This is a genomic window from Bacterioplanes sanyensis (assembly GCF_014652515.1).
Lineage (GTDB): Bacteria > Pseudomonadota > Gammaproteobacteria > Pseudomonadales > Oceanobacteraceae > Bacterioplanes > Bacterioplanes sanyensis.
The window spans coordinates 393,410-419,130 of sequence record NZ_BMYY01000001.1 but is presented as its reverse complement, the minus strand read 5'-3'; the positions used below and the strand labels follow the sequence as shown (position 1 = coordinate 419,130).

At 53.1% G+C, this 25,721-nt stretch carries 27 protein-coding genes; 13 read left to right on the top strand and 14 right to left on the bottom strand.

The window, feature by feature from the left end:
- Nucleotides 1–122 precede the first annotated feature (122 nt).
- Nucleotides 123–2,072: an acetate--CoA ligase gene (acs, locus tag IE090_RS02020; RefSeq protein ID WP_189386664.1), complete on the bottom strand. Its 1,950-nt coding sequence runs from the start codon at nucleotides 2,070–2,072 to the stop codon at nucleotides 123–125.
- A 397-nt stretch (nucleotides 2,073–2,469) separates the two neighbouring features.
- Here acs and IE090_RS02015 point away from each other — a divergent pair, with 397 nt between their 5' ends.
- Nucleotides 2,470–3,606: a DcaP family trimeric outer membrane transporter gene (locus IE090_RS02015; protein WP_189386663.1), complete on the top strand. Its 1,137-nt coding sequence runs from the start codon at nucleotides 2,470–2,472 to the stop codon at nucleotides 3,604–3,606.
- 38 nt (nucleotides 3,607–3,644) lie between these two features.
- Here IE090_RS02015 and IE090_RS02010 read toward each other — a convergent pair whose 3' ends face one another.
- The 4 genes from IE090_RS02010 to IE090_RS01995 form a co-directional block, all read right to left on the bottom strand.
- Nucleotides 3,645–5,027 (bottom strand): substrate-binding domain-containing protein, encoded by a 1,383-nt coding sequence (locus tag IE090_RS02010; RefSeq protein ID WP_189386662.1) that lies wholly within the window; start codon nucleotides 5,025–5,027, stop codon nucleotides 3,645–3,647.
- Nucleotides 5,028–5,124: 97 nt separating this feature from the next.
- Nucleotides 5,125–5,388, bottom strand: a complete 264-nt coding sequence (locus IE090_RS02005) for a TIGR03643 family protein (protein WP_189386661.1) — start codon at nucleotides 5,386–5,388, stop codon at nucleotides 5,125–5,127.
- A 42-nt stretch (nucleotides 5,389–5,430) separates the two neighbouring features.
- A complete protein-coding gene (locus tag IE090_RS02000) occupies nucleotides 5,431–6,111 on the bottom strand; it encodes an START domain-containing protein (protein WP_189386660.1) in 681 nt (226 codons plus the stop codon).
- A 101-nt stretch (nucleotides 6,112–6,212) separates the two neighbouring features.
- Nucleotides 6,213–6,515 (bottom strand): BolA family protein, encoded by a 303-nt coding sequence (locus tag IE090_RS01995; protein ID WP_189386659.1) that lies wholly within the window; start codon nucleotides 6,513–6,515, stop codon nucleotides 6,213–6,215.
- 123 nt (nucleotides 6,516–6,638) lie between these two features.
- Between IE090_RS01995 and IE090_RS01990 the strand changes: the two genes are divergently transcribed.
- Nucleotides 6,639–7,193 carry a hypothetical protein gene (locus tag IE090_RS01990; RefSeq protein WP_189386658.1) on the top strand — a complete coding sequence of 185 codons (555 nt, stop codon included), beginning with the start codon at nucleotides 6,639–6,641 and terminating at the stop codon, nucleotides 7,191–7,193.
- A 7-nt stretch (nucleotides 7,194–7,200) separates the two neighbouring features.
- On the opposite strand, the gene IE090_RS01985 is transcribed toward IE090_RS01990, so the two are convergent.
- Entirely contained in the window at nucleotides 7,201–7,392 is a 192-nt protein-coding gene (locus IE090_RS01985; protein WP_189386657.1) for a hypothetical protein, read from the bottom strand.
- 283 nt (nucleotides 7,393–7,675) lie between these two features.
- On the opposite strand from IE090_RS01985, the gene ylqF reads away from it, so the two are divergent.
- Nucleotides 7,676–8,578, top strand: a complete 903-nt coding sequence (gene ylqF / locus IE090_RS01980) for a ribosome biogenesis GTPase YlqF (RefSeq protein ID WP_189386656.1) — start codon at nucleotides 7,676–7,678, stop codon at nucleotides 8,576–8,578.
- Here ylqF and IE090_RS01975 read toward each other — a convergent pair.
- A complete protein-coding gene (locus IE090_RS01975) occupies nucleotides 8,541–8,978 on the bottom strand; it encodes a DUF695 domain-containing protein (RefSeq protein ID WP_189386655.1) in 438 nt (145 codons plus the stop codon). The genes ylqF and IE090_RS01975 overlap by 38 nt on opposite strands.
- Nucleotides 8,979–9,113: 135 nt before the next feature.
- On the opposite strand from IE090_RS01975, the gene IE090_RS01970 reads away from it, so the two are divergent.
- A complete protein-coding gene (locus IE090_RS01970; RefSeq protein WP_189386654.1) occupies nucleotides 9,114–9,590 on the top strand; it encodes a DUF2489 domain-containing protein in 477 nt (158 codons plus the stop codon).
- Between the two features lie 33 nt (nucleotides 9,591–9,623).
- A complete protein-coding gene (locus IE090_RS01965) occupies nucleotides 9,624–10,193 on the top strand; it encodes a YceI family protein (RefSeq protein WP_189386653.1) in 570 nt (189 codons plus the stop codon).
- On the opposite strand, the gene IE090_RS01960 is transcribed toward IE090_RS01965, so the two are convergent.
- The 3 genes from IE090_RS01960 to IE090_RS01950 all read right to left on the bottom strand — a co-directional run bounded on the left by IE090_RS01960 (nucleotide 10,190) and on the right by IE090_RS01950 (nucleotide 12,439).
- Nucleotides 10,190–10,420, bottom strand: a complete 231-nt coding sequence (locus IE090_RS01960; RefSeq protein ID WP_189386652.1) for a hypothetical protein — start codon at nucleotides 10,418–10,420, stop codon at nucleotides 10,190–10,192. The two genes, IE090_RS01965 and IE090_RS01960, sit on opposite strands and share 4 nt — an antisense overlap.
- A gap of 109 nt (nucleotides 10,421–10,529) precedes the next feature.
- A complete protein-coding gene (gene ppk2, locus IE090_RS01955; RefSeq protein WP_229815358.1) occupies nucleotides 10,530–11,357 on the bottom strand; it encodes a polyphosphate kinase 2 in 828 nt (275 codons plus the stop codon).
- A gap of 65 nt (nucleotides 11,358–11,422) precedes the next feature.
- Entirely contained in the window at nucleotides 11,423–12,439 is a 1,017-nt protein-coding gene (locus IE090_RS01950) for a sensor domain-containing diguanylate cyclase (RefSeq protein WP_189386650.1), read from the bottom strand.
- 126 nt (nucleotides 12,440–12,565) lie between these two features.
- Here IE090_RS01950 and murI point away from each other — a divergent pair, with 126 nt between their 5' ends.
- The 3 genes from murI to cls all read left to right on the top strand — a co-directional run bounded on the left by murI (nucleotide 12,566) and on the right by cls (nucleotide 15,430).
- Complete coding sequence (gene murI, locus IE090_RS01945) at nucleotides 12,566–13,354, top strand: glutamate racemase (protein ID WP_189386649.1); 789 nt, start codon at nucleotides 12,566–12,568, stop codon at nucleotides 13,352–13,354.
- A gap of 82 nt (nucleotides 13,355–13,436) precedes the next feature.
- Nucleotides 13,437–13,991: a GTP cyclohydrolase I FolE gene (folE, locus tag IE090_RS01940; RefSeq protein ID WP_189386648.1), complete on the top strand. Its 555-nt coding sequence runs from the start codon at nucleotides 13,437–13,439 to the stop codon at nucleotides 13,989–13,991.
- Nucleotides 13,992–14,047: 56 nt separating this feature from the next.
- Nucleotides 14,048–15,430, top strand: a complete 1,383-nt coding sequence (cls, locus tag IE090_RS01935; RefSeq protein ID WP_189386647.1) for a cardiolipin synthase — start codon at nucleotides 14,048–14,050, stop codon at nucleotides 15,428–15,430.
- 187 nt (nucleotides 15,431–15,617) lie between these two features.
- On the opposite strand, the gene IE090_RS01930 is transcribed toward cls, so the two are convergent.
- Complete coding sequence (locus IE090_RS01930) at nucleotides 15,618–16,205, bottom strand: OmpW/AlkL family protein (RefSeq protein ID WP_229815350.1); 588 nt, start codon at nucleotides 16,203–16,205, stop codon at nucleotides 15,618–15,620.
- A gap of 351 nt (nucleotides 16,206–16,556) precedes the next feature.
- Here IE090_RS01930 and IE090_RS01925 point away from each other — a divergent pair, with 351 nt between their 5' ends.
- Entirely contained in the window at nucleotides 16,557–18,344 is a 1,788-nt protein-coding gene (locus IE090_RS01925) for a hypothetical protein (RefSeq protein WP_189386646.1), read from the top strand.
- A gap of 121 nt (nucleotides 18,345–18,465) precedes the next feature.
- Here the strand turns inward: IE090_RS01925 and IE090_RS01920 are convergent, their stop codons facing one another.
- On the bottom strand, nucleotides 18,466–20,190 hold the full coding sequence (locus tag IE090_RS01920) for an AMP-binding protein (protein ID WP_189386645.1): 1,725 nt from the start codon (nucleotides 20,188–20,190) through the stop codon (nucleotides 18,466–18,468).
- 293 nt (nucleotides 20,191–20,483) lie between these two features.
- On the opposite strand from IE090_RS01920, the gene IE090_RS01915 reads away from it, so the two are divergent.
- The 4 genes from IE090_RS01915 (at nucleotide 20,484) to IE090_RS01900 (ending at nucleotide 23,522) form a co-directional block, all read left to right on the top strand.
- Nucleotides 20,484–21,503 carry a helix-turn-helix transcriptional regulator gene (locus IE090_RS01915; protein ID WP_189386644.1) on the top strand — a complete coding sequence of 340 codons (1,020 nt, stop codon included), beginning with the start codon at nucleotides 20,484–20,486 and terminating at the stop codon, nucleotides 21,501–21,503.
- A gap of 64 nt (nucleotides 21,504–21,567) precedes the next feature.
- Nucleotides 21,568–22,659: a fatty acid desaturase family protein gene (locus IE090_RS01910; protein WP_189386643.1), complete on the top strand. Its 1,092-nt coding sequence runs from the start codon at nucleotides 21,568–21,570 to the stop codon at nucleotides 22,657–22,659.
- Between the two features lie 21 nt (nucleotides 22,660–22,680).
- The gene (locus tag IE090_RS01905; protein WP_189386642.1) at nucleotides 22,681–22,935 is read left to right on the top strand and encodes a DUF2789 domain-containing protein; all 255 of its coding nucleotides are present in this window, start codon (nucleotides 22,681–22,683) and stop codon (nucleotides 22,933–22,935) included.
- 128 nt (nucleotides 22,936–23,063) lie between these two features.
- Complete coding sequence (locus IE090_RS01900; RefSeq protein ID WP_189386641.1) at nucleotides 23,064–23,522, top strand: hypothetical protein; 459 nt, start codon at nucleotides 23,064–23,066, stop codon at nucleotides 23,520–23,522.
- Between the two features lie 37 nt (nucleotides 23,523–23,559).
- On the opposite strand, the gene IE090_RS01895 is transcribed toward IE090_RS01900, so the two are convergent.
- Together IE090_RS01895 and IE090_RS01890 are read right to left on the bottom strand one after the other, a co-directional pair.
- Nucleotides 23,560–24,723, bottom strand: a complete 1,164-nt coding sequence (locus tag IE090_RS01895) for a dihydrolipoamide acetyltransferase family protein (protein WP_189386640.1) — start codon at nucleotides 24,721–24,723, stop codon at nucleotides 23,560–23,562.
- Nucleotides 24,724–24,736: 13 nt separating this feature from the next.
- Nucleotides 24,737–25,720, bottom strand: a complete 984-nt coding sequence (locus IE090_RS01890) for an alpha-ketoacid dehydrogenase subunit beta (protein WP_189386639.1) — start codon at nucleotides 25,718–25,720, stop codon at nucleotides 24,737–24,739.
- Between the last annotated feature and the right edge of the window lies 1 nt (nucleotide 25,721).

Below are 25,721 nucleotides of genomic sequence, written 5' to 3'. Positions count from 1 at the left end.
ATACATCCAAATACGCTCGCAACAGACACTTGTTATTGTTGTTGTCCATTGTCGCTGAAACGCAAAAGGCTGTCCGCAGAAATCTGCGCACAGCCTTGAGGAAAATCAACCCAAATGCTCCATTAACGGTTCAGACGATTCTCAATCAAAGTATCAACCACCGAAGGGTCAGCTAAGGTCGAGGTATCCCCTAATGCGTCATGCTCATTCGCGGCAATTTTACGCAAAATACGCCGCATGATCTTACCCGAGCGAGTTTTGGGCAGCCCAGGCGTAATTTGAATTAAATCTGGCGTCGCCACCGGGCCAATTTCCGTACGCACCCAGTTGCGCAGCTCTTTGGCCAGCTCTTCAGATGCTTCTTCACCCGCATTTAAGGTGACGTAAACATAAATGCCCTGACCTTTAATGTCATGCGGATAGCCGACCACCGCTGCCTCGGCAACCTTATCATGCGCCACCAGCGCGCTTTCTACTTCAGCAGTGCCCATGCGATGACCCGAGACATTGATCACGTCATCTACGCGACCAGTGATCCAAAAATAGCCATCTTCGTCGCGACGAGCACCGTCACCGGTAAAATACATGCCACGGAAAGTTGAAAAATACGTTTGTACAAAGCGATCATGATCACCGTACACGGTACGCGCCTGACCGGGCCAGCTGTCAATAATCACCAAGTTGCCCTCGGTCGCGCCGTCCAGCAGCATACCGGCGTTATCAACCAGCGCAGGCTGCACCCCGAAGAACGGACGCGTTGCAGACCCTGGCTTCATGTCTGTGGCACCAGGCAGAGGCGTAATCATGATGCCGCCCGTTTCGGTTTGCCACCAGGTATCCACGATGGGGCAACGCTCTTCACCCACCACGCGGTAGTACCACTCCCACGCTTCCGGGTTAATCGGCTCCCCAACGGAGCCCAGTAAGCGCAGGGATTCGCGATGGGTTTGCTCCACCGCGGCCGAGCCTTCCGCCATCAATGAACGAATGGCCGTGGGTGCGGTGTAGAGAATATTAACCTGATGCTTATCGACGATTTGCGATACCCGATTAATATCCGGATAGTTTGGTACGCCTTCACACATCAATGTGGTACCACCATTGGCTAAGGGGCCGTAGAGCAAATAGGTATGACCGGTAATCCAGCCAATATCGGCCGTGCACCAGTAGACATCGCCATCGTGGTAATCAAACACATATTGGTGAGTAATGGATGCCCACACCATGTAGCCGCCGGTAGTGTGCAACACCCCTTTGGGTTTGCCGGTGGAGCCGGAGGTATACAAGATAAACAGCGGATCTTCAGCGTTCATTTCCTCCGCTGGGCAGTTTGGTGAAGCCAGCGCCATCAAGTCTTCGTACCAAACATCACGGGCATGATGCCAAGCCACGTCAGCGCCAGTGCGCTTAACGACGATGACCTTTTCCAGCGAGCGAATACTGGGGTGCGTCAGCGCCTCATCGACATTCGCTTTAAGGGCAACATGCTTACCACCGCGCACACCTTCATCAGCAGTAATAACGATTTTGGCGTTACTGTCTTCAATGCGGCCAGCCAGCGCATCTGGTGAAAAACCACCAAACACCACAGAGTGAATCGCACCGATGCGGGTACAGGCCAACATAGCAACGGCGGCTTCTGGGATCATCGGCATATAAATGCACACCACATCGCCGCGACGTACCCCTTGCCCACGCAAGGCGTTGGCAAATTTAGAGACCTGCTCATGCAACTCGCGGTAGGTAATGTGTTTATCTTGGTCGGGCTCATCGCCCTCCCAAATAATGGCCGTTTGATCGCCTCGGGTTTCTAGGTGCCGGTCCAAGCAGTTCACTGACGCATTCAAGGTGCCATCTTCAAACCAGCGAATATCGACATGATGATCATCAAAAGAGACGTTGCGTACTTTGGTGAACGGGCGCATCCAATCAATGCGCTGCTCGGCCTGCTCGCGCCAGAAACCATCCGGATTAATCACCGACTGCTGGTACATTTGCTGATATTTGTCGTTATTGATCCAAGCCGAGTCGGCAAACTCCTGTTTAACCGGATATACCTTTTGCTCGCTCATAGCGTTTCCTCTTATTCAGCTCAACCATGACGCTGCTCACTGCAGTAACTGACTGCGACCGATGGCGCCTTGTTGTTTTTGTTTGATTCCAGTTTGGTTGGCAGAGCGCTATTACTGAAATTAGACAATGGTCTACTCATCCGCACCGCTATTGACTGAACCATGGCCACCTATCTCGACCAAGCCCTACGACCTTACTGTCCTTAAGTCTCAAACTTTTGCCTGAACAATAGTCCATGGAAGAGTGGCAATGGCGCAACCACTGACTAAACCTTGCTGATACCAAAGCAAACCGGCTAATCCACTGTGGTTGACGGCTGCGACTTATGGCTAATTTATGACATTGGCAGCTGTACACCATAGTGAGGTGCACAATGACAATAATTGGAGAGCGAGCATGCGCCTTTTCCCATCTCTTTTGCTAGCAACGGCAGCCCTTCCCCTGGCCGTCCAAGCAGCCAATACCGAGTTTTCTTACGGTGGCTACATTAAGTTTGATGCCATGATGAGCACGTATTCCGATGGCGATGTAGGCTCTGCCTCACTCGCTCGAGATTTCTACGTCCCTTCGGGCACCCCAGTAAGCACTGGCGATGTCGACGAAACCAGTCACTTCGACATGCACGCCAAAACCTCGCGCTTCAACTTCAAAACCAATACTGATTTGGGCAACGGCCATTCCGTCATGACCTTTGTCGAGGCCGACTTTCTTGGCTCAACGCAAGGCAATGAGGTGGTCTCGAACTCCTACAGCCCTCGCCTGCGCCACGCGTTTGTGCGCACGGGTGCATGGACGTTCGGCCAGACCTGGTCGACCTTTATGAATGTTGGGGCTCTGCCGGAAACCGTCGATTTCCTTGGCGTCAGCGATGGCACAGTGTTTGCCCGCCAAGCCCAGGTGCGCTACACCCGTGGCGGCTTACAAGTGGCGCTGGAAAACCCAGAAACGAACGTTGCGGGAGTCGGGGCAACGGACGATGCCGGTATGCCAGACATCGTCGCACGCTACAACATCAGTGCGGGGGATCATGCCTTTAGCGTCGCCGCCATCGCCCGCCAACTGGCCGTAGTCGCTGATCTTGATGATGACGGTGACAATGAGCTAGATGAAAGCACCACAGGCGTTGGCTTTAATGTTTCCGGCAAGGTCATGATCGGCAAAGACGATCTGAAGTTCAGCTACACCCAGGGCAATGTCGCCCGCTATGTTGGCTTAGCCGCAGCGGCAGATGCCGCCATCAGCACCAATGGCGATTTGGAAGCAACCGACGTCAGCGCCGCGTTTATTGGCTTTCGCCATCACTGGAGCGACCAACTGCGCAGTACGATTGCTTATTCAATGCTGGAGGCTGATTACGACGACGTCGTCGCTAACGACACAGAAAAAGCCACCAGTTGGCGCGTTAACCTGATGTATTCACCGGTTAAAAAAATGACCTACGGCGTAGAATACAGCCAAGCCACGCACGAGAACGTCAACGGCGCTGAAGGCGATTTATCACGCATTCACTTCACCACCAAATACGTTTTTTAAAAAAATTTAGCCGCTGCTCTGCAGCGGCTTTTTTAGGATTACTCAGAAGCCAATACTGGGTTGTCACGCAGCCACACTTCAACACGACGGTTTTTAATCTGCCCTTCTTTGCGATTGCCTGAGGCCACCTGCAAGTTCACGCCATAACCAACGATTTCTTTCGGGTAAATACCGCCACGCTTTACCAGCTCACGTCGCACTGCCATGGCACGCAGCTTAGACAGTAACTCAGAGCGTTCCTCGTTACGTTTTTCGTCGCTAAAACCGATCAAAATGATCTCGGGGTCTGACATGCTTTCCAGATACTCAATCAACCTATCGACATCGCTCAGCGCTTTATTATCGAGGGTGGCGCTGCCTTCGTAAAAACGAAAGTTAATCGTCAAACGCTTAGCGCCCGCCGTTAATTGACGAAAATCCTGCGGTAGCTGCGGGTAAAACTCCGGCACCACCGCTTTCAGTTCCTGCGATACAAAGCCATTATCCGCTACTATTTGCTGCCCTTGGTCGGCCAGCGCGAACTCGATAAATTCGCTGACATACGGGTTGGAGGGCTCGTCATCTGTATACAAATACAAGCGCCGCGATAAAGCGTAATCTTCCGTGGCAACCGTCAGTTTGTTGGGGATCAGAGATTTAGCACCACCGTCTGACACCGCGACAACCTTGCTATTGCGAACCGCCGATAGTGCCACAAAGCCAATGCCGTTAGGATCACCGGCAACCGCATCAGACAACACATCATTGGACTCATAGCGCTGTGCTGAACTCACCAGCTGACGCGTTTTTCCCAGCACCATGCTACGAAAGCTGTCCCAAGTACCGGATTTGTCATCACGGGCATAAACACGAATCGGCCCAGCTGATCCTCCCAGTTCGGACCAATCCTGATAGTGGCCAGCAAAAATATCGGCCAGCTCAGTCACACTCAAATCATCCACGCGGTTGGCGGGATTGACGATGATCGCCAACCCATCAATACCGACAATGTGCTCGGATTGAGGGCTGCGCATGTTAGACAACTGCGCCAGAGCGTTCGCTTCCTTGTCTTTAACGGGGCGAGAGGCGGCGGCAATTTGCGCGTTGCCGTTGGCAAGGCCGCGAAAGCCAGTGCCTGATCCGTGCGCTTCAATACGAACTTTGACCTGACTGCGGGAAGCAGGATGCAGGCCTTGCACCCAGTGCTCGTTGGCGACTCCGGTAGCAACCACCTCTACCTGTTCAGCGCCTTTGGCTTGCAAATACGCTTTGACCAAACCAGGACCAAGATGCGCACCAATGGTATTGGAACCATGTATGGCGAACAGTTCGACTTCATCGTCGTAGGGTAAATCCGTGAACGGCTCGGGCATCCGAGCAAGCGCAGAATGGGCCAGCAACCAGCTGGTAACGAAAGCGAACAGCGCGCGTTTAAAGGTCATCACTCAACTACCAACTGAAAATTTTGGCGGCAGTCTAGGAGTTAAATATTACAGTTATGTTACAGGCGACGTTGGGTGACGCTGATCACAGCAGACCCTATTTATGCTTGTACTGGGTCGGACAGTAGGCGCGCTCAATGCCGGCCGGGCGCAACGCTTGATGCTTCGTCACGCGCCCGCTAACGCGCTGGCGCCATAAACGAAATGACGATGGTCTTAACTCACGACGCATTAACTGTCGCAGTGCCGGCTCGTTTAAACCATACAGTTTTTCGATAGCATCTAGCGGTGTGCGATCTTCCCAAGCCATTTCAATAATGCGGGAAATATCGCTGTCACTTAATGACTTATGCGCCACCATGCAGCAAGTACCTCATCTTATTAGCTTTCATTGAATGTCATGTTAATGCGGTGCAGTCGTTTTCGACACAGTGACCTCGCGAATAAACGAACGTTCCGCTTCTTGGTACTTAGGCGTTTGCACCCATTGCCGAAAGGCTTTAAGCGTATAATAAGGTGTCTCCTCTACCACGCTGTTGGCCAGCCAGGACGGCAAGCTACCGCCTGGGTCAGCGTGTGCTTGATATTCAACCTTTAAATAGCCATCGGCCTGCGGGGTAAAACGCCAAAAGCCCTGCATCTTGGGGATGCGAACAAACTCGTCATGTACTGGCAAGACATCGTCGCGACTGTTCACTGTCAGCGTTACCACCCCCAGATCCGACTGACGAATCTGGGTTTCAACAATCACATCGCGATCACTCACGGGCCAAGGCGCTTCAGATATCATGTACGACACCGCCTGAGTCGGCGACACCTGCTCAATCACCTCTATGCCGCCACAATTGTGCATCCACCGAGGAGCCACGGCATTGTCTTCCAGCAAAGCTACCGCCGCGGTCAAACGGCTTTTGACGCGAGTTTCGCCCCGAAATGCCTGCAACGCAGATCCCTCGACCGGACGCAGCCATACTTGAACATCACTCTCCTGATCGTCAATCACACGCCGCCAGTCGGTGTCGGCATACGCGATCGAGGCAAGCCAACTGCACAGGGTAAACAGCGTCAGCCATTTGATTATCATATCGTTACCTCAGCTCAGAGATGCTGATACAGCTTGCCAGCCTTACTGACCGCCAGCGGTGGCCGAACTTAGGCACCCTGTGCAGCCACAGTCATTGACAATCAGCCGACTTTGCTGCCGCCGCGGCAATTAGGTGACAGCGGTACCGTCTGAGGGTCAAACTCGCTCGGCGTGTAAGCGTGCACACTCAGTGCATGCACTGGGCCCTCAAGCTCAGCAGAGAGTAATCCATAGACGTTTTGATGACGCGCCACCGGGCGCATGCCCTCAAAGGCGGCGCTGACAATCACTACTTTAAAGTGCGAATCTGTGGCTGGGCCCGAATGCATGTGGCTTTCATTAACGATATCCAACACCTCTGGGGCCAATGCCGCCAGCTTTTCGGCAATTTTTTCTGCAATCATGCGGATGCTCCTTAATTTTGCGGCCAGAATATCAATTCCGTGGCTTTCACGGTAGCGCGGCGAACGGCCTTGCGAAGCCACCGGCACGGCCATTAAAGTAGCCTTTTTTTCAGGAGCAGCCTTATGACTCAAGACATCAGCATGACGCAATCATTGCTGGAGCGGTACTACGAAGAAGAAAAAGCGCGCCAACAGCGCGAACTGAGCCTGGCAAGCCTGCATGTGCGGCTGGATGCCAGTGATCTGGCAATGCTCAGCGGTATTGCCAAGCGCTTCCAAAAAAGCCGTGACGAACTGGCCAGCGAGCTTCTGTCCACCGCACTGCTGGACTTATTTGCTCGCTTAGAAGCAGGCGAGCGCAAACTGATGGCGCGCGACGCCGACGAAGCCGCACGACAGCTGGCGGATGAAATTGCCGAAGAAAACGGCGTGCACAGCATTGAGTTTAAGTCCGGTGTTTGGGCCAATCACGAACGTCAGATCACCAAAGAAGAACGCAAACGCGCCAAACAACAGGCTGATTCGAAAAAAGCGTCGTCTCAAACCCAGCCGCAAAAAGCTGAGATTTCAGAGCAGCAAGCGCCCAGCGAGCCGCAAGAGGCAGACGCGGCACCCGCCGTGGCAGAAGAGCCATCCACTGCAGCGAATGGCTCGAGCGAGTCGGTATTTACAAGCTAGCCTAAGGCTATTTTCTCCAGATGCGCAGTTCCCGGAATTCGCCGGGGCCTGCCTGCATCCACAGCAGCTCCATTTGATCAGAAAAGACAAAGCGGTTACCAACCAGAAAGCCGCTGCGACGGCGGCCGGAAACAGTTGCCGAGGCTTGGCGCCCCTGCTTTTTGGCGGAACGAGCAAAATCGTCTGGTAAGACGTCCATGATGACCTCCTCATCCAATATCACTGCAGCGCAGCCTGGAAGTAGCGATGTCAGGGACCCGCCCGAGCTCCCAGGCAGTCTGGGTGTGGCGCCATAAAAATGACAAACCACGACCCGCAGACCACCATAATGCCGCAGTATGACAGCTAAAGGTCAGTGATATACGTAAATGCTATAAAACAAAGTTGACAAATAACTAATCCGCCTCGCGGCAGGCGTCCCTTGTGTCCGAGGTCGACTGCTTTACAATATGCGCCCTTTTTCAATAGACGAGCACCTCAGCATGGCGATTCAGTGGTTCCCCGGACACATGAACAAAGCGCGCAAGAAAATTGCCGAAGCCATGCCAGCCATTGATCTGGTAATTGAAGTGCTTGATGCCCGCCTGCCGTTTTCTAGCACCAATCCATTGGTCGATGAACTGCGCGGCGACACGCCCTGCATCAAGCTGCTGAACAAAGCCGACTTAGCCGACGACAAGGTCACCCGCCAGTGGGTCGCTCATTTCGAGCAGCAACATCAAGTGCGGGCGATGCCGTTGGTAGCGGAGCAGAAGTCTCAGGTCAAACAGGTGGTGCAATTGTGCAAGCAGCTCGGTCAGCACCGACTTGAGCGCAAGCGCCCGGTGCGCATCATGATCATGGGCATTCCCAATGTCGGCAAATCCACCCTCATTAATGCACTGGCTGGGCGCCAAGTTGCTAAAACCGGCAATGAGCCAGCCGTGACGAAAGCCAATCAGATGATTGATCTGAAAAATGGCTTGGTGCTGTCCGATACGCCAGGAATACTCTGGCCCAAGTTTGAACCAGAGAGCTGCGGCTATCGCTTAGCTGCCAGCGGTGCCGTTAAAGACACGGCCATTGAGTATCAGGACGTGGCGTTATTCGCTTTAGAATACTTACTGCACAATTACCCACAGGCGTTGCAGCAGCGTTTTAAGTTGAAGGCGCTCCCCGCCTCCGCAGAGCAAGCCTTGGATGACATTAGCCGCAAACGCGGCGGCTTAAAACCTGGCGGCATCGCCGATACGCACAAAGGCGCGGAAGTGTCACTGCATGAGCTAAGAGCGGGCAAAATAGGCCGGATTTCTTTGGAAACACCGGCCCAAGTAGAACAAGAATTGGCTGCCTTAGCAGCACTGAAAGCTAGCTCTGAGGCTGAATCGCCTGATACACCTGACTAAAGGTATGCCACTGAGGATCATCGTCAGCCACCACCTCGATCGGGTATAACCCTTGGTCGGTCGGGATGCGGTTTAAGTCCTGCTCCAGCTGCGACAGGTCTTGGCAATAAATGATCCATTGATTGACGCCAGAGTGGGTAATCATCATCACCACCACGGCGTTTTCTTGTGGCTCCAAAACCGCTTGCAATGCCTCGTGAAAGCGCACGATGCGTTGTTGCTCTTCAGCGCCGGGAAAGCCGCTGCTGTCATCACGGGTGGTCGCGTTCCAAGCGATCTGCACACACTGGTGGTAATTGCCCATCTGCTGGGCAGATTGCCAGTCCTTGCGGTATTGGATACTGATCGGCACATCATTTAAATCGCCCGAAGCCCGTACCCAGATGTTATTCACCAGCATGGTTTAATTCCTACAGTTGTCATAACTTATCAGACTAACGAAAAAACACAGAATTGCCAGCCTGACACTCACTGACTGGCATGGCCTGGCGCGGCTGGCTATCATGCCGCCTCACACAGAGAACATGGCAGAAAGATGACGACCTTTTTAATCCTGATCGCCGTGGCCATCGTAGCAGGGTTGGCCGGTTATGCCTGGACGCTGACACGCCGAGTTAAGGATATGCAACAGCGCCAACAGCAAGAAGAAGTGGCCGCCGCCGAGGCACTGCGCAATAAGCAGCTGGAGCTGATGAACGACGTGCAGTTTGTGGCTCGTGCCGTCATTGCAGAGCAGTGCGAAATCACCGAAGGCGTTTTACGCATTCATTATTTGGTGCAAGCATTGGACCCGGCCATTTGGGGCATGGATGAACTGGCGACAATACGCAATCACCATCAGCAAACCTCCGACATGCCCATTTTGGATGACTATAAGAAGCTCGACAAACGCGAGCAGTTCCGCCTCGATAAACAGCGCTGGCAGCTGGAGCAGCAACACAAAGCCGCCATTGTGCGTGAACTGGAGTGGTTGGTGGCGTATCGTTTCCCCAATGTGACCTTGCTGCACTAATATCAGCAACTTTGACTAGTTAAGGACTGCAACATGAAGCCGTTAATTTCAGCCGCACTGTGCTGCGCTCTGTTGCCAGCAGCGGCGATGGCCGACTGGCAATTAACACAGCCATCTGAAGTGAGCTTTGTCAGCTTTAAAAACACCCATTTAGCCGAAAACCATCGCTTTGAGCACCTGCAGGGCTCCGTTAGCTCAAGCGGTGAAGCCTTGGTTCGCATCGATTTAAGCAGCATTGACTCGGGTATTCCCGTTCGCGATGGGCGCATGCGTGAGTTGCTATTTCAAGTCGGCGACTTCAGCCACGCTGAAATCCGTGCTGCCATTCCAGCAGCGGTATTGAACACCGACACACCGCAGCCCTATGAGCTGCAAGGTCAGTTAGCACTGCATGGCAACCAAGAAAGTTTTCGCACCACAGTGATGGTCACACCGGCGGCTGACGGCACCACCACAGTAAACAGCTTGACCCCTGTTCTCGTGCATGCTGATAGTTTTGCGTTGAGCCGCGGCATTAGGGAGCTACGCGACATCGCCAAGCTCGACAGCATCGCGGAAGTAGTGCCTGTGAGCTTTAGCCTGACCTTCAAGCCCGCCAACTAATCGATATGGCCGGGCATGCGCCTACGGGTGCGCTCGGTCAATGCCTCCAGCTCGTTCACACTCACTTGCAAGGCATGATAAGCATTGCTACTCAAAGCCGACTCGATCATCAACGTCAGTGCATCGACGTGAGTCGGACCTAATTGGTCCATCAATTCTGGGCCAATTTCCTGACAAAAGTGATCGACCACGCGTTTGGCTTGCGAGAAATACGGGCGCGTATGCATGAAGGAAACCTCTAAATAATTCGGTGCACGTTATGAATCGCCAGAGGGCTCTCGCCCACAAAACTTATGTGCCGCTTAAGCCAACATCAACGACACCGAGCTGGCGTTCTCAGCAATCCATGGCCTGGGCGGCCGGTTGAATGATTAAAGGGTCGGGCTCTAGCTCAAGCTCAGTGGATTTATTGGTGTAATCCAGACTGTTCAAAATAAAACGCATGGCATTTAAGCGCGCCCGTTTTTTATCGTCAGAGCGCACCACAGTCCAAGGGGCATCCATATGATTGGAATAATAAAACATGGCTTCTTTGGCTTCGGTGTAATCATCCCATTTATCAAGGGATGCCAAGTCCACAGGGCTCAACTTCCACTGTTTAAGTGGATCAACCTGACGTTTTTGGAAGCGCCTTAACTGCTCATGGCGACTCACCGAAAACCACAGTTTGAATAAGTGCACACCCGAGCGCACAAACATGCGTTCTAGCTCCGGCACCTCACGCATAAACTCCATGTAATCTTTGTTGTCGCAAAAGCCCATCACCCGCTCGACGCCAGCACGGTTATACCAGGAGCGGTCAAATAATACGATTTCGCCATCACAGGGCAAGTGTTTGATGTAGCGCTGAAAGTACCACTGACTGCGCTCTCGCTCGGTCGGCTTTTCTAACGCCACTACACGCGCACCCCGTGGATTCAAGTGCTCCATAAAGCGCTTAATGGCACCGCCTTTGCCGGCGGCATCACGCCCTTCAAACACAATCACAATTTTTTGACCGGTTTCCTTCACCCAGCCTTGCATCTTCAGCAGCTCAATTTGCAGCTGCTGCTTTTGCTTTTCGTAAGTCGTGCGTGACATGCGCTCGCCGTAGGGCAGGTGCGCAGTTTTCTCTTCCGCCGCAGGCGGCACAACTAACGGCAAATGCGATTCATGGTCGCTCATAAACATTCTCATCATGGCTGTAATACCACCATAGAACAGAGCCGCTGTGTCTGCGCTGACCCAGATCAGCTAGGTTTCCCATGCCCGCCATGAGACGCATCTAAAAAGCGATTGCGCCCCTGCTGTTTGGCTTGATAAAGCCAGCCATCCAATAACTGCAGATACTCGTCCATATGTGCCTCGCGATGGGCACGAGGCGTGACCGTCAGATAACTGCCAGAGGCACTGACCGCCAGAGGCTGGCCCTCATCTGTTTGCACATTGAGGGCGGCAATGGCGGTTTGTAAACGCTCGACCACGTCAGCCAGTTCAGGCGCACGGCAGCCAGATAGAATCATGGCAAACTCCTCCCCTCCTAAACGCCCGAGATGATCTGTCGGTCGCAGCAGTCTTTGCAACGTCTGACACAGAGCCACTAGGACACGATCGCCACAAGCATGGCCATGCTGATCATTGATGCGTTTAAAATGATCAAGATCCAACAACACCAACCCAAATACATGATATTGCCGCTGACCTCGTGCCCATTCGCGCTGAAACGCACGCGCAAAGCCACGACGATTTTCTGCACCGGTTAACGGGTCAGTCAGAGCCAATCGCGCCTGCACTTCGGTTTTGTGCACCAGCTCCAAACATGCCGCCACCACCGCCGCCAAATGCTGCATAAAGTCCAGCGCCATGCCAGCTTGAAAGCGCTCAGGTTGATAGGAATACAAACATATGCGGCCTAGAGGACGTTGATTACGCTGCAACGGCAACATCAAACCAGAGTGATACGGCGCTGCTGGTGCCAGTACTCGGGTCTTTGTTGGCACGGCCTCGCCATCGAAGCACACTCCTTGCAACAACTCGGCTTGATCAATATCAAGGCTATGGTGCATGGACTGGCGTAGCTGACCATCACCATCGACCAGAGAGAGGCTGATGGCATCAAGTCCAAATTGTTGCGGTAGCCGTTGCAGCAGGCAACGCAACCAGTCTGCCCAACTCTGGCATGCCAGCAACTCCAGTTCGTAGGCTTGTAGCCGCTTGAGCAAGGCTTCGTTACGACGGGCATTGGCCAGCAATTGGTTCAGATCCACGACGACTCCGGCAATGATAGAGTGTGGTTGGTGTATCATTCTGCCGACAGACAGGCAAGCATTCACCCGCTGGAGCTGATAAAATCCCGCGCTTTGGCTTCACGGCAGTGACGAGCTATAGCAACAATGACGGCAAACATTCTGGTATTTGACTCTGGCGTGGGTGGACTCAGTGTGACCGATCACCTAGTACAACAGCTGCCCAATGCGCACTTGTTTTACCTGATGGATCGTGCATTTTTTCCCTATGGCCAACTCGCCGATGAAGTCCTGCAAGAGCGCGTCGTCACGCTGTGTCAACAGGCCACTTTGGCCTGGCACATTGATTTGATTGTCATTGCCTGCAACACGGCCAGCACCTTGGTGCTGCCCTCCCTACGTCAACGCTTGCAAATCCCCGTGGTCGGCGTAGTACCGGCGGTCAAGGTCGCAGCGCAGCTGGCTCAAGGCCAAGCGATCGGAGTACTGGCCACACCGGCCACGGTGCAAAGGCCTTACTTAGATCAACTGATCAAAGATCACGCTGGTGCCAGCCCAGTGCATAGATTGGGCAGTGCTGAACTGGTGCAATGGGCCGAGCAATGGGTTTATCAGCAGCAAGCGGCCACAGCCTTACCCGAGCTGCTGGGCCCCTGGATAGAGCGCTGCCAACTGCGCCATGTGGTACTGGGCTGCACCCACTTCCCATTGCTCACATCACAGCTGCAGCAGCATTTTCCGGAAGTACGGTGGATTGACTCCGGCGCTGCCATTGCCCGCCGAGTCAGCAGCCTGTTGCCAGCTAATTCTCAGACTCAGGTCGACGCTGCTTCTGTTACCATCGGCTGGGCTGGCGACGCACCCGATCAAACAGCGTTACAGCATTTCTTGACACCGTGGCAGCGACCTTTAGCGTGGCATGCCATCGAACAATAGTTATACAGAAAATAATGTTTGTATAATTTTTATATTTTTGAGTAAACTACTCAGGTATTCACCCAACCATCAGGGTCAGATAATGTCAAAACTGGAAACCCTTTATCAGCAGGTGCTCACCGAATTGGGTGAGGACGTAGAACGCGAAGGCCTGCTAGATACCCCCAAGCGCGCTGCCAAAGCCATGCAGTTCCTAACCAGCGGCTACGACATGGAGCTCAAGGAAGTCGTCAATAACGCTGTATTCAGCAGTGACAATGACGAAATGGTGGTGGTTCAAGGCATCGAATTTTACTCGCTGTGTGAGCATCACACCCTGCCCTTTTTGGGCCGCTGCCATATTGGCTATTTGCCCAATGGCCATGTGTTGGGCTTATCGAAGTTTGCTCGCATCGTCGATATGTTTGCCCGTCGCCTACAAATCCAAGAAAACATGACCAAGCAAATCGCAGATGCGGTATCAGAAGTCACGGGCTGTCGCGGCGTCGGCGTCATCGTTGAAGCACAGCATATGTGCATGATGATGCGCGGTGTGCAAAAGCAGAACTCGATGATGCGCACCTCGGTCATGAAAGGCGCCTTCCGCGAAGATGCCGCTACCCGCAACGAGTTCATGCGCTTGATTGATAAAACCTGATAGTCTTGACTCGCTGGGCCTGCCATTTGTGACAGGCCCATGATTGAGGAGAGACCATGCTGACTCAGGACTGGCTGACCTGGTCTTTATTGCTTTACCCCCTAGGGCTTGTAGCTGCCATTGACGCCCTCTGGAGCGGTCGCACAGCGCAAGGTTCGCTGGCGTGGATGCTGTCGCTGTTGGTGATTCCACAGCTGAGCCTGCCTGCTTACTTACTGTTTGGTTCGCGCCGACTGAAAGGCTATCGCCGTGCAAGGCAAAGGGTGGATGGCCACCTGACCGGAATAGGTGCGCGCGTCGAACAACAGTTACTGCCCTACCGCCGTGACGCCAACGCGACCATTCGCCCGCTGTTAGCATTGTTTCGAAGCCCGATGCTCACGGGCAATAAAGTTGAGCTCCTCACCTCAGGTGAGCAAACCTTTGCCGCCCTGTTCGAGGCGCTGGATCAAGCTCAACACAGTATTTGCCTGCAGTTTTATATCATTCGCGACGATGACCTTGGACAGCGGCTACTGTCGGTGTTGCAACACCGAGCCGCCGCCGGTGTTCGCATTTACATCGTATTTGATGAAATCGGCAGCCATGGCCTTACCCGCCACTACCGCCGCCAGCTGCGCGCTGCTGGCATTGAGTTTTCGCGCTTTAACCCCATTCGCTTGCGCAACCGCATGCAGCTGAATTTTCGTAATCATCGCAAGCTAGTCATCATCGATGAGCAAGTCGCTTTTATCGGTGGCTACAACATCGGCGATGAATACCTCAGCGCTAACTGGCGCGATACACACTTGCGCATCCAAGGCCCAGCCGCGCTGAGCTTTCAACTGGGTTTTGCCGAAGATTGGCACTGGGCCACCGGTCGTGACCCCGAGCTACAATGGCAAGCGGCCCCCAAAGCTGGCGAGCAAGCCGTGATGTGTATTAACCCCGGGCCCGCGGATCAATTTGAGTCCGCCAGCTTATTTGTTTGCCAAATGATTCAAGCCGCACAGCAGCGCTGCTGGCTGGTAAGCCCTTATTTTGTGCCCGATCAGGCCGTGATCAGCAACTTGCAACTGGCAGTGCTGCGCGGCGTGGATGTGCGCGTTCTAGTGCCAGAAAAGACCGACAACCGCGTGGTACAGCTGGCGATGATGCGCTACATCGAAGAGCTCAGTCAGGCCGGCATTCGTTTTTCGACGTATCGGGCGGGCTTTCTGCATCAGAAGGTGATGCTCATTGACGACGAACTGGTATCCGTTGGTAGCGCCAACTTAGATAACCGCTCGCTGCGCATTAACTTTGAAATGAACGCCCTGATACAGGACCGAACCCTGGCCAAACAAGTGGAAGCCATGCTGCAGCAAGACTTCTTACAGTCGACATCGGCACAAGTCAGCACTCGCTGGCACCAACAGTTGTTAGCACGACTAGCACGATTGCTAGCGCCACTGTTGTAGGCGGCTACACACCCAGGCATAACAACACAGTTGTGATTTGCCACAACATTACTGCTCTGCGTAGCCAGCCTGGCACTTGTCGACAACAGCATTCATTAATATGGCAGCGCTCATAAAAAAGCGCCCCAACCATAAAGGCAGGGGCGCCGAACAAACCGGCATGACACCGGCAGGAGCAAGCGAAAGATTAGAACTTCATACCGCCGCCAATCATCACTACCAGCGGATCGATTTCTACATCGTTGCCGCTACCATCCAACTCGGAGTCAATATCCATTTTCCAGATACCAACATTCGCCATAAAGCTGTCTGCAATCTCGTAGTTCATACCTGCAGAGAAAGCCAATCCCCAGCTTTTACCCAAATGGTTAATGGAATCACTCTCATCAAAGAAGAAGGTATGGTTCACGCCCAAGCCGACATAAGGCTGGAACTTAGAAGCAGGGCTCATTGGGTAATACTGCGCCGACACGGTTGGTGGCAAATGCTGGGTATCACCAATTTTGTCGCCTTCCAGCTCAATGTCATGCTTGAACGGCGTAGCCGCCAGAACTTCAACACCAACCTGTGGCGCTACCATGTAGGTTAAGGTCAGACCCAGCTGGGTATCGTCCTTTACCTCCACCGTACCCACACCGTCCAGCTTCAGGTTATCGCTCTTAGGTGCAACATTCACCACACCTGCCTTAACGATAATATCACCGGCTTCATAAGCCAGCGCTGGCACTGACGCTGCTGCAATAGACGCTGCCACTAGGGTTTTCAGCATTTTCATTACGCACTCCTTAAGTTTCGTGCTCAATCAAGTTGCGCTCAGAATAGCCGGCCACCATTGCCCTGTTTTGATGCAGATCAAGCCATTTCAGTGCATCCGCTCTGGGCTGTTTTTTTGTTGTGACAGATCAAGATTGTCCCCTGATACCACTCATTACCCCCTAACATGGCATAACTATTTCATGCAGAGCCGTTAAGCCCAGCTGCAATCTGGCCGTTTACCGCATCAGAGCTATAGTAAAAACACAATCGCTTTGGCGCCCAACTGTACAGCACCGTTGGTGTTAGCGACGTGTGGCATCGATTGAGCCAAGGGTACCGAATCCATTCATTGCGTGACTAGGGCATTCATGTGACGGCACAGCAAAGCGAAGATCACGAGCAACAGCACCGCCCCAATGCACAAGTCGGCTCACGTATCGGACGGCGCCTGTTATCTTATATTCTGGCATTTAGTTTCTTGGTCACACTGGCGACAACGGCGTTTATTCTATTTAGCGACTATAAGCGCGGTCTGAGTAGTTATGATCAGAATATCCACCAAATTCGTAGCAGCTACCTTGATAGCATCAGCTACAGCTTATGGAATTTTGATATTCCCCAGCTGGAAGCTCAGCTTACCGGCATCCTCAACTTTCCTGGTGTCGCCTATGTGTTTATCGAGTCCTCCGATGGCACCCTATTTTCTGCCGGAGATGTCATGCAAGGTGCTGATATCCGCCACGACATTCAGGTTTTCTTTCAAAGCAACGAGCGCGAGTTCAACTTAGGTACGCTTCACATTGATATTGACTACACCACACTATTTTCTGAATTAAAAAGCAAAGCCATTAATATTTTAGTGACACAATTTATTAAAACCTTTTCTGTTTCGATTTTTATTCTATTCATTGTAAACCGCTTACTAACTCGGCGCTTACAGCGCATGTCAGAGTGGGCCGGACAATTTTCACTGCACCAGTTAGAGCATCCCCTGGATCTTTCCCTGATTAGAGGGAAGGCAGATGAGCTTAATGATGTCGCTGACGCCATCAACCAAATGCGACTTAAGTTGCAGCAAGATGTCATACGCGAGCAGGCTGCGACGCAAGAGCTGAAAAACACCAAAGAAAAGCTGGCCGTTGCCATCGACAACGCTGCATTAGGTTTATGCGAATACAACACCGAGCAAGATCAATTTGACGCGAACAGTCATTTTGCTACGCACTTGGGGCTCACCCGCTTGGAGTTGGAACAGATTCCGCATCCGATGGAAATGCTGCTGTCTCTCATCAACGGCCCCGATGCTACCGAGCAGCAAGAGCGACTACACCAACTACTCTATGGGCGTATTCCACGAGTATTTGATACCTACCAGATATTCAACAAACGAGACGAGTTATGCTACGTTGATATGACGTTTCAAATCACTGACTACCAAGAAAATCGACCCGCTAATATTTTAATTTGCATGGTCAATAAAACCCAACAACATATCGCCAGTCAGCAAGCCGAAGAGCTCACCATTAACCTCGAAAATAAGGTAGCCAAACGCACCGAGGAACTGTACGACGAGCAAATGCGTGCCAAGTTATCCATGCAACGCCTATCGCAGCAACTGGAGCGCTGTCGAACCCAACTCAGTAATCAACGCCACAACAGCTTAAACCGGCTACTGCTACAAGAACTAACGCTGCACCAGCAACAGCACCCAACCAGGTTAGATATTTTTCAGCGTTATTTACACATCATTATCGACGATCACACTCAAACAATGGACTTATCCCTGCATTTGCAGCGCTGGCTCACAACCATTCCCGTCAAAGAAAAATCCGCTGATTTGCCTTTATCCTTGGTGCTGGAGGAAAATGCTGAGTTATTTTCTTTTGTATTGGAGTTGCTAGTACCAGAGGAAAACTGGCCACAGCTACAACAACTCATGATCAAAGCGGGTACCGACGGTCGCTCTGGTTTTATTCAAGTTAAGCAAACGTTATCAAATCACCGGCAAGAGCCATATGGCTTTACACTGGCACAACATATTGCCGAAAACCGCTTAATGGGGGATTTAAAGTGCCAGTGGCAACAGGAGACGCCAACAGCAGAGAAAACAACACACACACTGATCATGGACTTACAGTTCAGCTTATCCAGCCGATAAAAACGCGCCTGAACGGCGCGTTGCTGATTGGCGATATTAACTCACAAAGCACTGAGTCATTTGACCCAGCTCTGACCTACCAGCACAGCTGGTGACGGCACAGAGCCGGCATCATCAACCATCAGGCAGGCTCGGCTTCTCGCTTCGCCTCTTCTTCATCTTTCAGCTCACGCCGCAAGATTTTACCTACCGGAGTCATCGGCAACTCTTCACGGAACTCAATGTGACGAGGGATTTTATAAGCTGTCAGATTTTCTCGGCAATAAGCACGAAGGTCATCAACCGTAACATTTGGATCACTAGCAATGACAAATAACTTAACAGCCTCACCGGTCTTATCGTCAGGAACGCCAATCGCAGCACAATTTTCTACCGCCGGATGATTGGCCACAACATCTTCAATCTCATTGGGATATACATTAAAACCAGACACCAAAATCATGTCTTTAATTCGATCCACAATGCTAACGAAGCCGTCATCATCAATAATGGCTACATCCCCAGTGCGGAACCACTTACCATCTGGAGTAAAGCTTTCAGCGGTGGCCTCCGGACGATTCCAGTAACCTTTCATTACTTGTGGGCCCTGCACACACAGTTCACCGCGCTCACCGATGGGCACTTCATTACCTTGGTCATCAATGCATTTCAACGCTGTCGCCGGTACGGCCTGACCGACGGTTCCCATGCGCTCCAGGCCACCGGCTGGGTTCATCGTCACGGCCGGTGAACACTCTGTCAGACCATAAGCTTCAGAGATGCCGCAACCGGTCAGCTCTTTCCAGCGCCGTGCGGTGTCATCCATCAACGCGGTGCCACCCGATAACGTCAATTTCAACTTGGAAAAGTCACATTGTGCAAATTCAGGGTGCTGCATCAGCGACACAAACAAAGTGTTGAGACCGATAAAACCGGTTAATTGATGCGGTTTTATCATGCGCACAAACATATTGGTATCGCGCGGGTTGGCGATCAAAATACTATGGTCGCCCATATTAAACAGCGCCATTAAATGCACAGTAAATGAATAGATATGATATAGCGGCAAGGGTGCAACAATTTTGGCCCCGTCGGCTGGCTTGATCGTTTGTCCATGCTCGTCTTGCTGACTGAGCTGCGCTTTGGCCTGCAGCATATTGGCAACTAAGTTACGATTGGTCAGCTCTGCACCTTTAGCAACACCAGTAGTGCCGCCTGTGTATTGCAGAATAATGGTCGCATCAGGGTCACGAATGTAATTGGCTTGATGCGGACCCGCTTGTTGTCCCTGAGCTAACGCTTTGCGGAAGGATATCGCTTCAGGCAAAGAGTAGGCAGGTACCATTTTTTTAATGTAACGCGCGGCGGCGTTAATCACCGTACGCTTCAGCAATGGCAACATGTCGGCCAGGCTGGTCACAATAATGTGCTCAAGACCGGTATCGGCTTTGATGTTTTGCACCGAGCGCGCAAACACGTCCATGCAGACGAGTGCTTTAGCACCTGAATCGTTAAACTGGTGCAGCATTTCTCGCTCGGTGTAGAGTGGATTCGTGTTAACCACTACTAGCCCCGCACGCAATGCCCCATACATTGCAATGGGGAATTGCAAAATATTGGGCATTTGAATAGCAATGCGATCACCGGGCTTCAAGTTGGTATAATTTTGTAAATAGGCGGCAAAAGCAGCACTGTATTCGTCAATTTGACGGTATGTCAGAGTGTAATTAATGCTGGTAAACGCCGGGCGGTCAGCATAGCGTTGCATCGCCCCTTCGATCACCTCTACAACGGCATTAAACTCGCTCAGATCAATCGTATCTGGCACGCCAGGGGCGCGCTTTCCATCCCAGAATGAAGCATCCACAGCTCAGTCTCCCATGGTTCTGTTGTTGTTTTTGTCAGGGCCTTTGGCGGTCAGTCCCAGACTATTACCTACCCGCGCTTGCCACTACTGCCGCACTCGTCGGTGACAGCCAGCCATTCGCAGCACGGGGGCAGACCTGTATGTGTAAGCACTGACTCGCTAGTGTTTTTATTAAACTCTGCGCCTTGTTAGTGTGCAACCAAGCCCAAGCCAGAACTATGAACTAAAGGCGCATTGAGGGAAAGAGCATAACCTGTAACACTTTCTGTCATTTCACGTCATGCAGCTCTGAAATGAACGTCTCACCATCATCGCTAAATAAGCAACCATCACGCTTGGCGCAGCAGCATCTGAATTATTTAATTGAAACACTGCATGCACTAGGCGCACCTACCACCGAGATCTCACCCACGCAATTGCAGCTAACCGGCATGGCTACCGGAGCAGTGCTACAGCGCGTTATTCATAAGGTTGTATCTGTAACCGAAGAGCCATTACTCGGGCTCATTCATGGTGCTCGCATTCCATTAGCGCTACGTGGGTTTGCTGGACAGGTGTTTCATGCCGCCAGCACTTGGGAAAATGCCTTCAGTTGGTTGATACGCTACGTCAATAACTTCAGCTTGTTGGGCAAGTTCCGTTGCCTGCAGCATGAGGATCAGCTGATTATAGAGATTCACCAAAGCGGTAACATGCCCGTCGTCTCTAGCTTCGCTCAGCACTACTTACTGGCACTGCTAACGACGCTGCTGCGTGATTTAGGCGGTGACGATGCGCTTCCCGCTTTGGTACAGCTCAAAGAATCCCCTCAAACCCTGACATTGCGCTACGAAGAACAGCTACAACTGGCTGTCGCCTTTAACCAACCACGCAATGCGCTATGCCTGCCCATTGATCTAATTACTCGCCCAATCACAGGTGTAAGCCTGCTCAACCGCCGCCAAGCTGAGGTGGAGTGCGAGGCTCATCTCAGTGCCATGGCAGTACAACAAGACCTGGCCACACGCGTGCGTTCACAGCTATTGCAACAACAGGTTTTTCCTACCTTAGCGATGCTCGCAGGGCAACTCAGCAGCAGCCCTAGGACCGTCAACCGACAAATGGCAGAACTCCTCACCAGTTACCAACAAATGGTGGAAAGCGCACGTTGCCAACTGGCCATGCACTATTTGCAAAATACACCGCTCAGCATCGACCAGATTGCTCACCGCCTAGGGTATAACGACCCTTCTAATTTTGGCCGTGCCTTTCGCCGCTGGCTGGCTGTATCACCGCGCCACTTTCGACAACAGCAATCCGGCTTTGAAAACTAGCTTGCATTTGTACCCGTGTACCAATATCGCTAGGATAGCGCCACAACAATAAGAAATGCTCACTATGACCCAGGTTCGCTTCGCACCGACTGACCGCCAGTTTTATCAGCACTTATCTGATCAGGTCAGCGATTTACTCCAACGGCAACAGCACACTAAAACAGGCAACATTAAGCTGTGGCGCAAAGCCGCCATTGTTTTAGTGCTGTATGTCAGCAGCTATGCCTTGCTAGCACTGCTGCCACACTGGCATTGGCTGTGGTGGCCACTGCATGGTCTGGCCACGGCGCTGGTCGGCTTTAACATCATGCACGACGGTGCGCACGCCTCCTTCAGCTCGCGCAGCTGGCTGAATCGCCTCGCTGCCAGCAGCTTTAATCTGATTGGTAGCAACCGCTTTTACTGGGCCCAAAAGCACAACCGCAATCATCACAGCTTCACCAATGTGGATGGTCTGGATGAAGACATCGATGCCATGGGGCTGCTACGAATGAGCCCACACCAACCTCATTACCGCTTCCATCGCTGGCAGCATTGGTATGTTTGGCTGCTGTACCCACTGACCAGCCTGTTCTGGTTTTTTGTACTGGACTACAAAGCCTATTGGCGCCAAAAAATTGGGCAACGCCCTTTCAGCCATGCACTGACGCGCTGGGACCATATCGAGTTCTGGCTCTCAAAAGCTCTATACCTGCTGCTGTATTTGTGGCTTCCCGCGCAATGGCTGGGCTGGTCAGCTACGGTGGCCGGCTTCTTACTAATGCATGCGGTGTTGGGCAGCGTCTTCGCCATTGTATTTCAGCTGGCTCATGTGGTGGACCAAGCGGACTTTCCCCCAGTTAGCCATGGCCAGCTGAGTGATGACTGGGCCCACCATCAGTTGCGCACCACCGTAGACTTCGCGACCGATAGCCGTTGGCTAACCTGGGCATTGGGTGGTCTGAATTTTCAACTGGAACACCATTTGTTTCCGCGGATTTCCCATGTTCACTATCCAGCCATCCATGGCCTGCTGCTATCACTCGAGCAGCAAGGCGAATTGCGAGTCAGACGCTATGCCAGCTTAGGTGCCGCGCTTGCTGGACATTTTCGCCACCTTCGCCAGCTGGGGCGGCCGTCATTGCAGACTGACGCAGCGCTTCTAGACTTCCACTAAACACGCCACCGGGAGACTTGCATGGATACCTCAGCTCACGACCTGCCCGCCCTGTTTTCGCAACTGGGCCTGGACAATAGCGATGAAGGCATTGAACGCTTTTTAGAGCAGCACAAACCCATCGCCCCAGGCGCGGCATTGGTGGATTTACCCTTTTTCAGTGCGGCGCAGCGCAGCTTTTTGCAAGAAGCACTGGAACAAGATTCCGACTGGGCCGAGGTGGTCGACACACTCGATGCCTTGCTGCGCCAAGAGGCCGATATTCGGCCATCCTAACGCAGCGTTAACCGCAGCAGCGCTGACAGGCTGGGCATCCGAGTCACGGGTAGCGCTGCACAGACTTGACCACGCCCTCACTCCCTCGCACACTGGCGCCGCTCCATCACCAGCCAGGGGAACAACCCATGATTGCACCACAGTTTATTGCCATTGATGCCAGCTCCTGGGAGGACAATGGCCACCCTATCGCCATCGCCTGGAGTCTCAGCGATGGCCGCATTAAAACCACGTTGATTCAGCCCGAGGATGATTGGCACGACTGGGATTACGCCCTAACGGACCTGCACGGCATCAGCCCAGATACCCTGTATCAGCGCGGTGAGACTTGCTGGTCGGTCATTAGGGAGCTGGAGGAAGACCTGCAAATCAGCCAGGTAATGACCGATGATGTGGAGCAAGTAGAATGCATGTTAGATCGACTCTATGACGCCTGTCAGCGCGAGTCCAGCTTAGAGCTGATTCGTGCAGAAAATGGCCTTAATGATTTGCAGCAAATGACCTGTGACGAGCGCGTGCACGCCATGCTGCTGGCCTGGGCCGGCGAACATGGCAGTGACAGTTTTCAACACAGTGATCATGATTAGTGTTCTGAGAAAGCATGCGAACTTCTGATTCAGGACACTAGCGATCAATCACCGCCGGCTCGCGCTGCAAGTCGGCGATTAACGCACCCAAAAAGCGTGACGCCTCACCGCCAGTCACCACACGATGGTCAAAAGTCAGCGACAATGGCAGTGTCTTGCCAGCGTACAGCTCTCCCATGCTGACCATCGGCTTTTCCTGAATACGCCCCGCGCCGACGATTGCCACGGTGGGGGGCACCACAATCGGGGTGCCAAAGCTGCCAGCCGCTTGGCTGCTACCGGCCAATGAACCGTAGTTCGACAGCGTGATGGTGGCACCGCGGAGCTCTTCCGGCGGGATGCTGCGATTTTTCACATCGTCACGTAATCGAGCCAGCCCAGCCCGCAGATCCTCGGCTGGTCGCTGTGCTACGTCGCGCAACACAGGCACAAACAACCCCTGTTCAGTGTCCACGGCAATGCCAACATCCACTTGCTGCAACAGTCGCAGTTGCTGGTCATCAAACCAAGCGTTAAGCTGCGGCTCGGCCTGACACGCCGCGGCAATCGCCTGCAACAAACGCACCGTGATGTCTTCTTGAGCCTGCCATTCTGTCACGTCGGCTTCATCAAATAAGGTGACAGGAACCACAGACGCGTGAGCACGCGCCATGTTTTTGGCCATGGATTTGCGCACGCCCGACAGAGACTGACTCGGCCCATGGCTAGCATTTACACGCCCAGCACGCTCAACGTCTTCCGCCGTAATGCGGCCATCTGCGCCACTCCCCGCCACGCCACTGAGCTCCACGCCTAAGCGCCGCGCCAGTGCCCGCACACTGGGAGAAGCGCGAACGCCGGTCGCTGCGGTTGGCGCAGCACCAATGGTAAAGCGATCCTCTTTTACCGCCGCATCCTGCGGCAGCTCCCCCACCACCGTCGCCTTGTCGGTACCAGATGTTTGCTCGCTGTGCTTGTCGTCGGCCCCTGCCCCCTTGAATTCCACCAGCGGCTCACCGACATTGACGCTGTCGCCAACGGCGGCAAAGCACTGGCCAATGGTGCCGGCTTGGGGACTGGGCACGTCGACGATGGCTTTATCGGTCTCGACCGCGACCAACGGCTGGTCAATGGCCACGGTATCGCCCTCGCTGACGTACCATTCAACGATTTCGGCTTCTTGCAAACCTTCCCCTAAATCTGGCAATGCAAAATAACGCATGGGCTGCTCCCGATTAGTAATCCATTACCGCCTTCACCGCGGCGCAAATGTCATCTGCATCCGCCAGATACCATTGCTCCTGACGGAAGTAAGGCATTGGCGTATCAAAGCCGGTGACGCGCTGAATCGGTGCCTGCAAATAATCAAATGCCTGCTCCGCCAGCTGCGCGGCAATATCAGCGCCTATACCACCACTGCGACAGGCCTCATGCACGATGACGCAGCGCCCGGTTTTGATCACCGACTGGCGCAACGTCGCCATGTCCAGTGGCGATACCGTCGCGACATCTATGACTTCAGCAGCGATTCCCCGCTCCTGCAACTGATCGGCAGCCAATAAGGTTTCACGCACACACGCTCCCCAAGTAATCAAAGTTACATCCTGACCTTCTCGCAGCGTAAAACAACTGTCCAAAGGCAGGCGCTCGCCATCGTCGGCCAGCGGTTGCTTTTGCACTCGATATAAGCGTTTGGGTTCAAGAAACACTACGGGATCCGGGCTATCAATGGCGCTAAGCAGCAACCCATAGGCACGCCGTGGCGACGACGGAATGACCACTCTGATACCGGGTATATGCGCCAACAGCGCCTCTGTGCTTTCGGAATGATGTTCAGGCGCATGAATGCCGCCACCGAAAGGCGCGCGCACTACTAATGGACACTGCATGCGCCCTCGAGTGCGATTGCGCATTCGCGCGGCATGCGTGATCAGCTGTTCAAAAGCGGGAAAGATAAAGCCCATAAACTGAATTTCCATCACAGGCTTCAGGCCGCTGGCCGCCATGCCGATGGAAGCACCCGCTATCAAGGTTTCCGCCAACGGCGTGTCCATTACTCGCTGCTCGCCAAACCGCTCTTGCAGCCCCACCGTGGCACGGAACACCCCGCCATTGACGCCGATGTCCTCCCCTAAGCACACCACCGACTCATCCGCAGCCATGGCCCGATGCAGGGCTAGGTTGACGGCCTCAACCATGGTCAAATCTTGAACACTCATG